This window comes from Isoptericola variabilis (assembly GCF_050311655.1).
Taxonomy (GTDB): Bacteria; Actinomycetota; Actinomycetes; order Actinomycetales; family Cellulomonadaceae; genus Isoptericola; species Isoptericola variabilis.
In genome coordinates, this window is the sequence record NZ_JBNOZM010000009.1 from 225,333 (window position 1) to 237,919 (window position 12,587).

The following is a 12,587-nucleotide window of genomic DNA, read 5'->3' on the forward strand; positions in this document are numbered from 1 at the left end:
GTTGCCCGAGGGGTACGGCGAGGTCGTCACCGGGTCGAACGGGCTGTCCGTGGTGGCGGACGTGTGGAAGGCGGGCGTGCGCCTGTACTCGAACCTGCCTGTCGCGGCGGGGAACATCACGGTCGACGCGAACTCGACGACTCGCCGCAGCTGCAACCTGACGATCCCGCCGTTCCTGCCGACGTCGCTGTACGCGGAGACGCCGGCGCTGCCGGACCCCCTCGTGCAGGATCCCGTGCTCGCGACGCGCGGGCACGAGGTGCGGATCAAGCACTCGCTGGTCGCGTCGGACGGGCGTCCGCTCACGCTCCCCGTGGGGCGGTTCCGGATCGACAACCTGGATGGGTCGGACCTCGGCCGCACTGAGGTCTCGCTCGCGGGTGTGTCCCGCGAGGCCTACGTCGCGGACGACACGTTCTCCTCGCCGCGCACCGTCGCTGGCCCGTCGGCGGCCGCGTTGATCGGCGTGCTGATCCGCGAGAGTCTGCCGCAGGCGGTCGTCATCACGACGGTCACCCGGGACGCTCCGGTGCAGGCGCTGACGGAGGACACCGACAGGTGGGGGCTGATCCTCACCCTGGCGCGCTCGATCGGCGCGCAGGTGTACGCGGACCCGCTGGGGCAGTTCGTCATCACGGATGCGCCGACGACGTCGTCGCCGGCGGTGTGGACGTTCGCGCCGGGGGAGGGGCGCACGCTGCTGGACTCCCGCCGGTCGGAGACCCGCGCGGGCGTCGTCAACCAGATGGTTGTGCAGGGCGCCACGCCCGAGGGCGCCACGGACCCGATCGTGGGTGTCTGGCGCGACGAGGACCCCAGCAGCCCCACCAGGTGGGGCGATCCCGACGTCGGCGCGTGGGGCAAGGCGACGGACATCCTGTCGCAGCCGTCGTTGACGACGCTCGCGCAGTGCCGGGCGGTGGCGGCCGCGGAGGGCGCGAAGCGGGTCGGGGCCCAGGCGGGTCTGAACCTGTCGGCGGTGCCGCACGCGGGTCTCGAGGCGTGGGACGTCGTCGACGTCGTCGTGCCCACCAGCGTGTCCGGGCGGACGAAGACGGTGCGCCGGCACGTCATCGACTCCTTCACCCTTCCCCTGACCCCTGGAGGCGACTTCCCCGTGAGCACGCGCGATCTGCGGACGGTGGTCTCGTGACGTCCCCGTCGGCGGTGCTGGACATGATCCGCCGGGAGCTGCCCGCGCAGGGCCGGTACGCGATCGTGACGGCGGTGTCCGGGGGCCCGCCGGCCGCGGTGACGGTGCGGTTCATCGAGGGCGGCGCGACGTTTCAGCCCGACGTCCTCGGCCAGGCGGCGTTGCCCACCGTCGGCGCCCGGGCGCTGATCCTCCCCGTCAGCGGGCAGTGGGTCCTGGCCGGCGTCGTGACCGCGCCGTCGGCGCCGCCCGTGTACCGCACCCTGGACGTGCCGTTGGTGAACAACTGGCACCTCGAGCGGAACACGGGCACCGGTGCGTGGTGGCTGTACGACTACGTGACGAACGGGAGCGCCCGGGTTCACGGGACGGTCATGCAGGGCCGGTGGCCCTTCCAGGGCGGTGGCGCAGGCGACGGCAGCGAACCGGTCGTGCGCCCCGCCGACGACACCACGCATCTGCTCTACCACAACGCCCGCGCGGCCCTGGACGCCATCTCTGCAGCGGCCGGCACCGTGCACCTCGTCACGCTGTCCATGACGCGCACGGACACCCTGCCGAACCCGCAGGCCGCGCCGCGCATGTTCGGGCACAAGTACACGACCGCCAGCCCGCCGCCCGAAGGTCAGCCGTCCTGGGTGTCTGGGTACGGGCCCCTCACCCTGGCGCCGTTCCAACTCGGGCAGGCCGTGACGTGGACCCTGCCGTCCTCGTGGGTGGTCGCCCTCGCGACCGGCGTCTTGACCGGCATCGCGTTCTCGTCCAGCTCTACGACGGACGCGTTCGAGGCGTCGTCCGCGACAGAGCTGGACCGGCACGCCCGGCTCGTCATCACGTACACCGCACCCACGGAGGTGACCCTGTGACCGACACCCAGGCCGACGACGTCGGCGAGCTCGTGCCCGACGAGCAGGAGCCGCTCCCGCCCGACCCCGTCACGGTCGACCGGAACGACCCGCCGAGCATCATGGCCGGCCTCGGGTTCTCCCCGGACGACGTGCAGGCCGTCGTCATCACCCGCGCCGGGCTGCTCGGCATCAGCGCCCTCTACCCGCCGACCGAGCACGACCCCGACCCCAACCCCGAGCCGGACCCCGAGCCCGCACCCGAGACCCCGGAGGACGTCTGACATGCTGACCGACCAGTGGCAGGGCTTCACCGGTCTCCCGGACTACACCGACCCGTCCAACATCCCCACGTACCTCAAGAACCTGTTCGACTTCCTCGGCGCCCGCGCCATCCCGCGGTACAACACGGTGGCCGACCGGGACGCCGAGCTCGCCTCGCCCGCCAACGGGCAGCTCGCCTGGGTCGCCGCGGACTCCACCCTGTACATGCGGTCCGGCGGGGCGTGGGGACCGGCGCTGCGCGGCGGCCTCCGCCGCGGCGTGAAGGTCGTCGCGACGTCGGCGCAGTCGATCCCGACGGGGGAATCGACGCCGACCCGCTTCGACCAGATCGAAGCGGACGCTGCCCTGAACTCGGCCGGCATGTGGTCGACCGCCGACCGCTACAACGTCGTGATCCCGGTCAGCGGGTTCTACCTGATCCAGGCGACGTTCTCCTACGCGAGCGGCACGGGCTCGCGCATCAACCGGATCATGGTCAACGGCCAGCCCGTTCGTGAGTGGTCGTGGGGCAGCGCGAACTCCTACTACGTGACGTCGGCGTCGCACATGCGCTACCTGAGTGCGGGGGCCACGGTCAGGATCGACCACTACCAGGGGTCCGGTTCTGCGCTCAACACGCACAGCCAGGACTACCCGTCGCTCGAAGTGGCCCTTCTCGGATGACGCCCCCGCCCGCCGGCACCTCGCCGCTGATCTGGCTCCTCGCCGTCGTGCTGTTCGCGTTCATCACCGGCGCGCTGGCGATGGGCGCGGCGTGGATCACGAACCGCCCCGTGCGACGTCAGCTCGGCGAGGTCGCACGGAACGCCCGCGTGGCGGCCGAGGACGCCCGCGTAGCTCGCACGCACACGGAGAACGAGCACAAGGACGCGGAGTACCCGAACCTGCGCGACGAGCTCACCGCCGCGCGCCAGGCAGCCGAGCGGGCCGTCGAGCTGGCCGAGGCGCTCGCGGAGGGCCAGAAGCGGCACGACGCGGAGATCGGCGGCGTCCGCTCCGACATCCGTCGCGACCGCGACGACACGGCCCGCGTGGCCGACCGGCTCGACGGGCTCGCGGCCGAGACCCGGCGCGAGTACCGCGCCCACGCGCTCCGGCTCGACGAGCACCTCGAGGACGCGCGCGAGCGGGACGACCGGCTCGAGGAACGCCTCGACCGCATCGAGAACCAGCAGCACTGACCCACCCCACCACCAGCCCCCGCGCCGTCCGGCCCGGGGGCTTCGTCATGCCCGAGGAGGCACCAGATCGTGGTCACCACGAGAACGAACCTGACGACCCGCCGCTACCGGGGTCGTGCCGAGGCCGTGAGCCTGATCGGCATCCACACGATGGAGGCGCCGGAGGGGTCGCAGACGGCGGAGAACGTCGCCGCGTACTTCCAGCGGGTGGACGCGTCGTCGCAGTGGACGGTCGACGACGACTCGCGTGTGCGGGTGGTGGCCGACGAGGACACGGCGTGGACGCTGCCGGGCGCGAACGCGCGCTCCCTCAACATCGAGATCGCCGGGTACGCGCGCCAGACCGCGGCGGACTGGGCCGACGCGTTCTCGCTCAAGGCGCTGAACATCGCGGCCCTGTGCGCCGCGGAGTGGTGCAAGAAGTACGACATCCCCGTCCGCCGGCTGACCGACGCGCAGATCCGGTCGAAGGCGAAGGGGTTCGCCGGCCACGTCGACGTCAACCGCGTGTACAAGAAGTCGAGCCACTGGGACCCGGGCCCCAACTTCCCCTGGACCTACTTCCTCGGCCTGGTCAGCAAGCACCTCGACGCGCTCGGCGGCGGCAAGCCCGTCCCCGCGCCGGCCAACCCCGGGTGGGACAACCGCGGCTACTCCACCGCGTGGATCTCGACCCAGCAGGCCAAGCTCAACCGCCTCGGCTACGACCTCGTCGTCGACGGCAAGCGCGGCCCCGCGACGATCGCCGCGACGAAGTCGTTCCAGGCGACGTACCGCCTCACCCAGGACGGCATCCCCGGCCCCGCGACGGCGAAGAAGCTCGACGCCGCCGTCGCCGCCCGCGCGAAGGCGAAGCACCACCGCCGCACCACCACCGCCCCCACGCACGTGTACGCCGGCATCGGCACCAAGCGCGGGCGCCTGCTGCCCAAGGGCTACCCGTTCACCGTCGTCAACGGGTCCGGCACCAAGTTCGGCAAGACGTGGTGGGTGCAGACCACCGCCGGCAACTGGGTCCGGGGCGCGAAGACCACCAAGACCAAGACGGCCACGAAGAAGAAAGGCTGACCGCCGTGCTCCTCACCCTCGCGTTCTGGCGCGCCGCACTGCTGCGCGCCCTGTACACCGTCCTCGCGGCCGCGCTGCCGCTCCTGGCCCCGCTCGTCGACGGCGGTTGGGACGCCGCCCGCCAGGCCCTCCTGGCGCTCGCGTTCGCCGCCGTCCTGTCCGTCGCCACGTCGCTCGCGAACCTGCCCGAGCTCGGCGGCGGACGCACCCGCTGGGCCGCCGTCCTCGACCGCGTCGTCCGGACGTTCGCCCAGACCCTCGCCGCTGCCCTGGCGTCCGCTGCCGCGTTCACGGACATCTCCTGGCCGCTGCTCATCACTCAGGCACTCGGGGCGGCGCTCGTGACCCTCATCCGGACGGTGATCGACCTCCTGCCCGAGGTACCGGACGCGCCGGACGTCGAGGTGTCCGCCGGGGCGGGCTCGTGACGGACTGTCCGGCCTGCAGCCTGGACGGCCCGTGCACGGACGGACAGTGCGTCGTCCGGACGCACCGGTGTCCGTCTTGCTCGAGGGCGTACCTGTCCGTGGCCGCAGCGGACGCGTGCGCTCAGCTCGACGCGGACGCCGACCGGCACCGGTCACGCTTCACGGACTGACCGGACGGACACCGGACACACGGACGCCCCCGTCCACCCTTGACAGGTGGACGGGGGCGTTCTCACGCATGTTCTAGCCTGCGAAAGCCATCTCGCGTGCGACTACGGCGGCTCGGACGTCCCACGTGTCCGCGCCCGCGGTGACGATCGCCTTGTCGAACGCAGTCGTGAAGGCGTTCACGGCGTCCTCGCCGCCCTCGTCCTCGCCGACCTTCACGCCGGCGAGTAGGAAGGCGACGTCGTCGTCGAGGACAACGTCGACGGAGTAAATCGCCGGCTCGGCGGTCATGGCGTCGTGCAGCTGGTCGAGCGTCTCGGCGGCGGCAAATGGGTCGGACGGGGTGAGCTCCAGCTCAAGGCCGAAGAGCTTCATCGGGTGGTCCTCTTTCTCAGTTGAAGGTCAGGCACGTTCTACGGAGCATGAAGTCGAGTCGCTCGTCGGTGAGGTTCTCGAGGTCGATCCAGAGGTGGTGCCGTCCGCATCGGGATGACGGGCACCAGTACCTCAGACCGCGGTCCGTTCTGGTTTGCACTCGCCACCCCTCCTTCTCCAGCTGGATGCAGACATCTTCGACGGAGCGACAAAGGGACTCCCCGGGCTCGAGGTAGTCCCTGTACGACTTCGTCGCTTCCATCGTCACGTTGAGTCTCCTACACGGTCAGCGCAGCGCGCTGTGGGCATCGTCACCTGACGGCCGAGATCTTGCCACAGGATTCTGTTGCAACATTGGGCAATCCCGACATATCAGTCAGACTTCACCCTCTGTCGAACGCATGTTCGACTGGGGGCTACGCTGGTCGGCATGGGGACAAGGCGGCGATCGCCGGCGGGAGGCTGGCCCGAGGGTGTGGAGACGGTGCCGCTGCGCGACACGGCCCTCGACGCCCCGAAGGGCGCCCGGGCGGGCGAGCGCGTCGTCGAGCCGGACGAGCCGCCTGCGGTGCGCGTGTGGATCACCTACGGGCGCGAGCAGCGCGAGGCCGAGGTTGACGGCTGGGCGATCGGATGGACGTCGCGTCAGGTCCACGTCCGCTACCTCGACGCCGCCGGACGCCAGGGCTGGGCGTGGGTCTGGGCATCCGCGGTGGAGCGTCGATGATCGAGTCCGAGGCCCGGAGTTTCACCGGGCTGATCGAGCATCACGACGCCACGCCACGCGGGCAGAAGCGGCTCCCGGCCGCGGTGTCGGCACGCTGTACCGCTCGGACCTATGGCGGCGACGTCGTCACGCTCGAGGGTGTCGTGACGCACCGGGCGCCCGGCCTGCTCGCGTTCTCCGCGGAGTACCCCGGTTGGGGCCAGTGGGCGGTCTGGGTGCGTCCTGAGTGCTGCGAGCCGCTCTAGTCAACTCGGGAGCCGAGGGAGCCACGCCTTACGCAGCGATGCGACGTGGTCCGTCTGGGCTTCCCAGTCCGCCTGGCTCGCCATGGGGTCCGCATACTCGCGTTCGAGGTAGTCGAGTACTGCAAGGACGGCCGCTCTCTGGCTCCACGCCCGACGACCGACGAGCAGGTGGCGATCCTCGACGTAGAGCGCTGTCCAATACAGGAAACGCGAACGGGCGATGAGCGCCTGTTGCCCCGGCATGGTCCCCGGGACCGGTCGGCCCTGGCAGGTGTGGCCGTCCCAGTTCGGCGTGAAGTAGCGGTGCGCACACTCCATGCAGGTGCACTTGTTGCAGACGGCGTCGCGAGAGCAGGTCGCCTTCACGTGGTTCCGCATCGTTCCCTCCGGGGCGTGCTGATGTGGCGACGGTAACGTCGCGGGCAACATGCCCGGGTCGCGCGGGGGCGACCCGGGCGGGTGAAGTTCACGCGGGTTGCGCCGTCTGACCGCCGACCTCGCGACGCAGCAGCTCGTACACGGCGGTCTTGCTGATCCCGATCTCGTCGGCGATCGCGTACCCGCTCTTCCCGGCCGCGGCGAGACGCAGGATCGCGTCGCGGTGCTCGACGGCGCGTCCGCGCGGCCGGGGTCGGGGCGAGGTGTGCCGGCGGACGTCCTTCGGCCCGGCCGCCGTCGTCCCGGACGGGCCGTCCGTGTCCGCGCTGTCCGGGGTGGTGTCCGCGCTCGTGTCCGCGTCCGCCTGGCCGTCCGTCCCGGCGCTCGCGGCCGCCGCGTCCGTGTCCGCCCCGGTGGCGCTCGCGGCGTCCGCCGGGGCGGTGATGAGGTCCGCGATCGTGTGGATGGCGAGGAGGACGGCGACGGGCGCGAGGGCCGCGACGACGGTGCCGATGGCGCGCTGCCAGAGCTCGGGGACGTCGGCGGCGTGGGCCGCGTTGGCGACGACGGAGACGGCCGTCCAGAGCGCCAGGGCTGCCCAGGCGCCGCGGGCCTTCTCGCCGCGTGCACGCTTCACCAGGACGGCCAGGAGGTAGACCACGGTGGCGGCGTCGAGCATCACGGGCACGGCCCAGGACAGCGCGGCGGGGACGGCCGCCCAGGCGGAGACCTCGCGCAGCGCGGCGTAGGAGATCGCGAAGCTGACGCCGGCGAGGCCGGCGGTGAGCAGGACGGCCAGAACGAGGACGGGCAGGGTGTCGGGGTTGATCCGGGACGGGCGGTGCTGGGACATCGGGTCTCTCCTTCGTTGGCGAGCGGTGCGGGGGAGGGCAGGGGTTAGCGGCGCGCGATGAGGGCGCGGATGCTGGCGAGGGTCTCGGGGCGCGGCGGGTTGGCGGCCGCGTGCGCGGCCTCTTCGACGAGGCGCTTCTGGATGTTCGTCGGGCCGTCAGGCCGGGGCACCCGCGCAGCGGGGCCCGTCTTCTTCCGTGAGGAAGGAAAGGCGCGCCACGCTGTCACGTTGGGAGCGCCACCGGGGCGAGCGGCACGGGCCCGAGTGCGGGCGTCCTTCGAGGCGCGTGCACTGGGCAGCATGGCCACGAGGGCGCGCTTCGTGATCGACAGCAGGGACGCGACGCCGCGCAGTCCCTGGCGGGCGCCGCGGCGCATGACGACGAGCAGCTCGCGCTCCTCGAGCCAGACCCGGGCCCGCATGATGGTGCGCACGGACAGCCCGGCGCGCTCGGCGACCTGGGCGTCGGTGGTCTCGGCGATGCCGGACCGGGCGTCGGCGATGCGGCCGAGCGTGAGGAGGTACGTGCGGACGCTCTGCGGGGCGTCGCGGAGGTCACCCCAGCCGGAGGCCGCGAGGGCGTCGACGATGCGCCACAGGGGAGCGTGGGCGTTGATGCGCACCGGCCTCGACGTCTGTGTCGGAGGTGCGCTGATACCGTAGGCGTCAGCCATCAGAGAGGTCCGATCTCTCAAGGTGGTCAGACCCCGTCAGGTGTTACCAGCACCTGTCGGGGTCGTTCTGTTGTGGGGCCACCGTAGCGCAATCTCGTGCAGTCTGCTGCTACACGTCTGCTACACGAGATTGTGCCGCGAGGCCATTGCATCGGCATCGATGCAGGTCAGAGAGGTGGGCCCCCAGGGGCTCGAACCCTGAACCCGCGGATTAAAAGTCCGCTGCTCTGCCAGTTGAGCTAGAGGCCCGCCGCCGTCCGCCCGGAGGTCGGTCGCCGGCTGCGGACAGCGTACGCGGGGCAGCGGCCCTCCCGTGCTCACCGGGTCCCGGGCGACGCGCGCGACGTGGCCCGAGAGGTCACGATCAGGTCACGGAGGGCAACCTATCGACGCGCCGGCGCGGCTGTCACGCGGGGTCTCACCCACCGGGAGATCTCGTCCCGATCGCGTCTCATCGTTGCGCCGGGCCCCCTCGTCCTGTTTCGGTGGACGGGTTCGCAAGGACCGACGAGAGGAGCGTCCATGCTCACCGTGACCGACAACGCCCGTACCGCCGTCGAGGACCTCGCCCAGCAGGCAGGAGTGCCCGACGAGGGCGGGCTGCGGATCGCGCAGTCCGCCGGCCAGCCCGGCAACTTCGAGCTCGCGCTCGTCCCGGCGCCCCAGCCCGACGACCAGGTCGTCGACGAGTCGGGAGCCACGCACGTGTTCGTCGAGGCGCAGGCCGCGCCGGCCCTCGACACCCTGACCCTCGACACCGACCCTGCCGCGCAGGGTCCCGGGTTCGTGCTCACGCCCCAGGCGTGACGTCCGGGCGGGCAGGCGGCGCGACCCGAGGGTGAACCGCCCCCGCCTGACCGGTCCTCCGACGGCCGGGCACGAAGCTACTTCCGTGCCCGGCCGTCGTCGTGTCGCGAGGGTCACGGCCCGGCGGGGTGCGGCCAGGGCGCGCGTGCGCCATCGTGTGGTGCCGCGACCCCGCGGCACCGACGGAGGTGACCCGTGACCGACCCTGCCCGCGCCGTCCGACGCTCCTCGCGCAGCGCGAACGACAGCACCGCCCTGCAGGCCCTCGCCCGAGCCGGGTACGTGGCCTCGGGCGTGCTGCACCTGCTCCTCGGCTGGCTGGCCGTGCGCCTGGCCTTCGGGTCCACGGGAGGAAGCGCCGACCAGCAGGGCGCGCTGCGCGAGCTCGCCTCGGCACCGGGAGGTGCCGTGCTCCTGTGGCTGACGGCAGCAGGCTTCGGCGGCCTGGCCCTGTGGCAGCTTACCGAGGCGGTGGCGGGCGTGCCGGGGGCCGACACGGCGGAGCAGGCCGGTGCCCGGGCCAAGGCCGCGGCGAAGGCCGTCCTGTACGGGGTGCTCGCCGGCACCGCGGTGCGGGTCGCGACGGGGTCGTCCGGCGGCGGCTCGGAGGAAGGGCTCACGGCCGACCTCATGCACGCCCCCGCAGGCCGGTGGCTCGTCGCCGTCGTCGGCGCCGTGATCGTCGGGGTCGGCGTCTTCCACGTCGTCAAGGGCTGGCGGACGTCGTTCCGCGACGACCTGCGCCCGACCGAGGGCGGCGCCGGCGGGCGGGCGGTCGTGCGGCTCGGCCAGGTCGGCTACGTCGCCAAGGGCATCGCGCTCGGTGTGCTCGGCGGCCTCTTCGTCGCGGCCGCCGTCACGGCCGACCCCGAGAAGGCCGGCGGCCTGGATGACGCGCTGCGCACGATCAGGGAGCAGCCGTTCGGGGTGGTGCTGCTCGTGGCGACGGGCCTGGGCATCGCGGCCTACGGCGTCTACTCGTTCGCCCGGGCCCGGTACGCGCGCCTCTGACGCGCCGGCCGTGCCCGGCCCTCAGGCCGCCGGCTCCACGATCCACGTCGCGCCGAGCACCAGGCAGCCGACGGTGACGAGCAGGAACACCACGACCCACAGGATGCCGGTGGTGCGGGTCAGGGCCGCGAGCTGGTCGGCGTCGGACCGCCGTGCGCGGCCGCGGGACCGCTGGGCCTGGAGCTCGAGCACGGGGCGCACGGACCCGATCAGGAGGAACCACGTCACCGCGTAGGCGACGGTTGCCTGCGCGGCAGGCTCGAGCCACCAGGAGACCGCGACGAGCGCGGCGCCGGAGACCAGGATCGACCACAGCCCGAACCAGTTGCGGATCTTCAGCAGCAGGAGGGCGAGCAGCAGCACGAGCAGCCACAGCAGCCCCACCGCGTACCCGTGCCGCAGCAGCCACGCGGCGCCGAGGCCGGTCAGGCCCGGCCCGACGTACCCGGCGAACGCCGTGACGATCATCCCGAAGCCGCGGGGGCGCCCGGCCGACACCGTGAGCCCGGAGGTGTCGGAGTGCAGCCGGATGGCGTCCAGGCGCCGCCCGGTGAGCATGGCGGCGACGGCGTGCGCGCCCTCGTGCGCGATCGTCACGACGTGCCGCGCCACCCGCCACACGGGGGTCACCAGCACGACGGCGAGCGCGGCGAGGCCCGCGGCCAGCACCACCGGCTGCGCGGGCGGCGGCACGGGGGTGGTGGCGGCCGTCCAGATCTGGGTCAGCACGTCGCCGACGGTCGCGAGGAAGTCGTCCACGGCGGCCATTCCACCACGGGCCGCTGGGAGCGTCCCCGGCCGAGCCGTCCACCGCGGCAGTCTCGGTCCACGGCGGCAGCTCGAACTGCCGCCGCGAGCACGAGCTGCCGCGCCGAGGGGTGGCGGAGGGCGGTGCGGCTGTCGTCCCGGGCGCCGGTCGTGAGAGAATGGCGGCGGTGGCTGCGCGTTGCGCGCCCCGCGTCGTGGAGATCCCCCCGGATTGCGTGCGGCGGACCCCGACCCCCAGACGTCCGAGACGTCCCTGCCCGAGAGGCCCTTTTTCTTGACTACCTTCGCCGACTTCGGCCTGCCCACCCCTGTCGTCCGCCAGCTGACGGACCAGGGCATCACCACCCCGTTCCCCATCCAGACCGCGTCGCTGCCGGACACGCTGGCCGGCACCGACGTGCTCGGCCGCGGTCGCACCGGCTCCGGCAAGACGCTCGCGTTCTCGCTGCCCGTCGTGACGCGGCTCGCGACGTCGGCGGCGCAGGCCGCGGCCGCCGGCCGCCCGCGCCGTCGTCCCGGCCGCCCGCGGGCGCTCGTGCTCTGCCCCACCCGCGAGCTCGCCAACCAGATCAACGCCACCATGGAGCCGATCGCGAAGGCCCTGGGCCTCGTGACGACCACCGTCTTCGGCGGCGTCGCCCAGTCCCGCCAGGTCAACGCCCTGAACGCCGGCGTCGACGTGCTCATCGCCTGCCCCGGCCGCCTCGAGGACCTGCTCGGCCAGAAGCACCTCACCCTGGACGACGTCGAGATCACCGTGCTCGACGAGGCCGACCACATGGCCGACCTCGGCTTCCTGCCCGGCGTGAAGCGGATCATGGACCGCACGCCCGCCGTGGGCCAGCGCCTGCTGTTCTCGGCGACGCTGGACAACGGCGTCGACGTGCTCGTGAAGCGCTACCTCAAGAAGCCGGTGACGCACTCGGTCGACGAGGCCGCCGCCCCGCCGCCGCAGATGACGCACCACATCCTCGCCGTGGCGGACGCCGACGCGAAGAAGCACGTGGTCCACGCGCTCGCGTCCGGCACCGGCCGTCGCGTGCTGTTCACGCGCACCAAGCACCAGGCGAAGAAGCTCGCCAAGCAGCTCACCGGCGCGGGCGTGCCCGCCGTCGACCTGCACGGCAACCTCGGCCAGGGCGCGCGCGAGCGCAACCTCGCGGCCTTCTCGTCCGGGGACGTCAAGGTGCTCGTCGCCACCGACATCGCCGCGCGCGGCATCCACGTCGACGACGTCGAGCTCGTCGTGCACGTGGACCCGCCCGCCGAGCACAAGGCGTACCTGCACCGCTCGGGCCGCACGGCCCGCGCCGGGTCCGGCGGCGACGTCGTCACCGTGATGCTGCCCGAGCAGCGCGGCGACGTCCGCGACCTCACGCGCAAGGCGAAGATCGACGCCCGCCCGCAGCCCGTGGCCCCGGGCGACGCGACCGTCACCGCGCTGGTCGGCGAGGTCGCGCCGTACGTGGCGCCGCCCGCCCCGACAGCGCCCCCGCAGCCGCAGCGCCGCAAGGGCGGCGGCCAGGCGCAGGGCGGCGGCCAGCGCTCCCGCGCGGCCGGTGGCCAGCAGGGCCAGCGCGGCCAGCGCTCGCAGGGGCAGCCCGCGTCGTCCGGCGGCCAC

16 protein-coding genes and 1 tRNA gene are annotated in these 12,587 nt (G+C 72.9%); 12 read left to right on the forward strand and 5 right to left on the reverse strand.

The annotated features are described in order from the left end of the window. Window position 1: 1 nt before the first annotated feature. From ACQP60_RS18990 to ACQP60_RS19020, 7 genes are all read left to right on the forward strand, one after another. Entirely contained in the window at window positions 2-1,153 is a 1,152-nt protein-coding gene (locus ACQP60_RS18990) for a DUF5047 domain-containing protein (protein ID WP_429735807.1), read from the forward strand. Then, complete coding sequence (locus ACQP60_RS18995) at window positions 1,150-2,019, forward strand: hypothetical protein (protein ID WP_429735808.1); 870 nt, start codon at window positions 1,150-1,152, stop codon at window positions 2,017-2,019. Before ACQP60_RS18990 ends, ACQP60_RS18995 begins: the two co-directional genes overlap by 4 nt. Next, window positions 2,016-2,282, forward strand: coding sequence for a hypothetical protein (locus ACQP60_RS19000; RefSeq protein WP_429735810.1), 267 nt, complete (start codon window positions 2,016-2,018; stop codon window positions 2,280-2,282). The genes ACQP60_RS18995 and ACQP60_RS19000 overlap by 4 nt, the downstream gene beginning before the upstream one ends. A 1-nt stretch (window position 2,283) precedes the next feature. Then, window positions 2,284-2,946, forward strand: a complete 663-nt coding sequence (locus ACQP60_RS19005) for a carbohydrate-binding protein (RefSeq protein ID WP_429735812.1) — start codon at window positions 2,284-2,286, stop codon at window positions 2,944-2,946. After that, window positions 2,943-3,464 carry a hypothetical protein gene (locus ACQP60_RS19010; protein ID WP_429735814.1) on the forward strand — a complete coding sequence of 174 codons (522 nt, stop codon included), beginning with the start codon at window positions 2,943-2,945 and terminating at the stop codon, window positions 3,462-3,464. Before ACQP60_RS19005 ends, ACQP60_RS19010 begins: the two co-directional genes overlap by 4 nt. Before the next feature lie 69 nt (window positions 3,465-3,533). Then, window positions 3,534-4,532, forward strand: a complete 999-nt coding sequence (locus tag ACQP60_RS19015) for a peptidoglycan recognition protein family protein (protein ID WP_429735816.1) — start codon at window positions 3,534-3,536, stop codon at window positions 4,530-4,532. A 5-nt stretch (window positions 4,533-4,537) separates the two neighbouring features. After that, window positions 4,538-4,960, forward strand: a complete 423-nt coding sequence (locus tag ACQP60_RS19020; RefSeq protein WP_429735818.1) for a holin — start codon at window positions 4,538-4,540, stop codon at window positions 4,958-4,960. A 243-nt stretch (window positions 4,961-5,203) separates the two neighbouring features. Here the strand turns inward: ACQP60_RS19020 and ACQP60_RS19025 are convergent, their stop codons facing one another. Next, window positions 5,204-5,503: a hypothetical protein gene (locus ACQP60_RS19025; protein ID WP_429735820.1), complete on the reverse strand. Its 300-nt coding sequence runs from the start codon at window positions 5,501-5,503 to the stop codon at window positions 5,204-5,206. A gap of 430 nt (window positions 5,504-5,933) precedes the next feature. On the opposite strand from ACQP60_RS19025, the gene ACQP60_RS19030 reads away from it, so the two are divergent. Beyond that, window positions 5,934-6,230: a hypothetical protein gene (locus ACQP60_RS19030; protein WP_429735822.1), complete on the forward strand. Its 297-nt coding sequence runs from the start codon at window positions 5,934-5,936 to the stop codon at window positions 6,228-6,230. Further along, on the forward strand, window positions 6,227-6,475 hold the full coding sequence (locus ACQP60_RS19035; RefSeq protein WP_429735824.1) for a hypothetical protein: 249 nt from the start codon (window positions 6,227-6,229) through the stop codon (window positions 6,473-6,475). Before ACQP60_RS19030 ends, ACQP60_RS19035 begins: the two co-directional genes overlap by 4 nt. Window positions 6,476-6,941: 466 nt before the next feature. On the opposite strand, the gene ACQP60_RS19040 is transcribed toward ACQP60_RS19035, so the two are convergent. From ACQP60_RS19040 to ACQP60_RS19050, 3 genes are all read right to left on the reverse strand, one after another. Further along, window positions 6,942-7,706 carry a DUF2637 domain-containing protein gene (locus tag ACQP60_RS19040; protein ID WP_429735826.1) on the reverse strand — a complete coding sequence of 255 codons (765 nt, stop codon included), beginning with the start codon at window positions 7,704-7,706 and terminating at the stop codon, window positions 6,942-6,944. 44 nt (window positions 7,707-7,750) lie between these two features. After that, window positions 7,751-8,329, reverse strand: a complete 579-nt coding sequence (locus tag ACQP60_RS19045) for a hypothetical protein (protein WP_429735828.1) — start codon at window positions 8,327-8,329, stop codon at window positions 7,751-7,753. 227 nt (window positions 8,330-8,556) lie between these two features. After that, window positions 8,557-8,629, reverse strand: a tRNA-Lys gene (locus ACQP60_RS19050). A 273-nt stretch (window positions 8,630-8,902) separates the two neighbouring features. On the opposite strand from ACQP60_RS19050, the gene ACQP60_RS19055 reads away from it, so the two are divergent. Both ACQP60_RS19055 and ACQP60_RS19060 read left to right on the forward strand, forming a co-directional pair. Beyond that, complete coding sequence (locus ACQP60_RS19055) at window positions 8,903-9,187, forward strand: iron-sulfur cluster biosynthesis family protein (protein WP_429735830.1); 285 nt, start codon at window positions 8,903-8,905, stop codon at window positions 9,185-9,187. Between the two features lie 195 nt (window positions 9,188-9,382). Continuing rightward, on the forward strand, window positions 9,383-10,198 hold the full coding sequence (locus ACQP60_RS19060) for a DUF1206 domain-containing protein (protein WP_429735832.1): 816 nt from the start codon (window positions 9,383-9,385) through the stop codon (window positions 10,196-10,198). 21 nt (window positions 10,199-10,219) lie between these two features. Here ACQP60_RS19060 and ACQP60_RS19065 read toward each other — a convergent pair whose 3' ends face one another. Then, window positions 10,220-10,966 (reverse strand): M50 family metallopeptidase, encoded by a 747-nt coding sequence (locus tag ACQP60_RS19065; RefSeq protein WP_429735834.1) that lies wholly within the window; start codon window positions 10,964-10,966, stop codon window positions 10,220-10,222. Window positions 10,967-11,240: 274 nt separating this feature from the next. Here ACQP60_RS19065 and ACQP60_RS19070 point away from each other — a divergent pair. Continuing rightward, window positions 11,241-12,587: DEAD/DEAH box helicase (locus ACQP60_RS19070; RefSeq protein WP_429735836.1), on the forward strand; the 1,347-nt coding region annotated here is incomplete at its 3' end.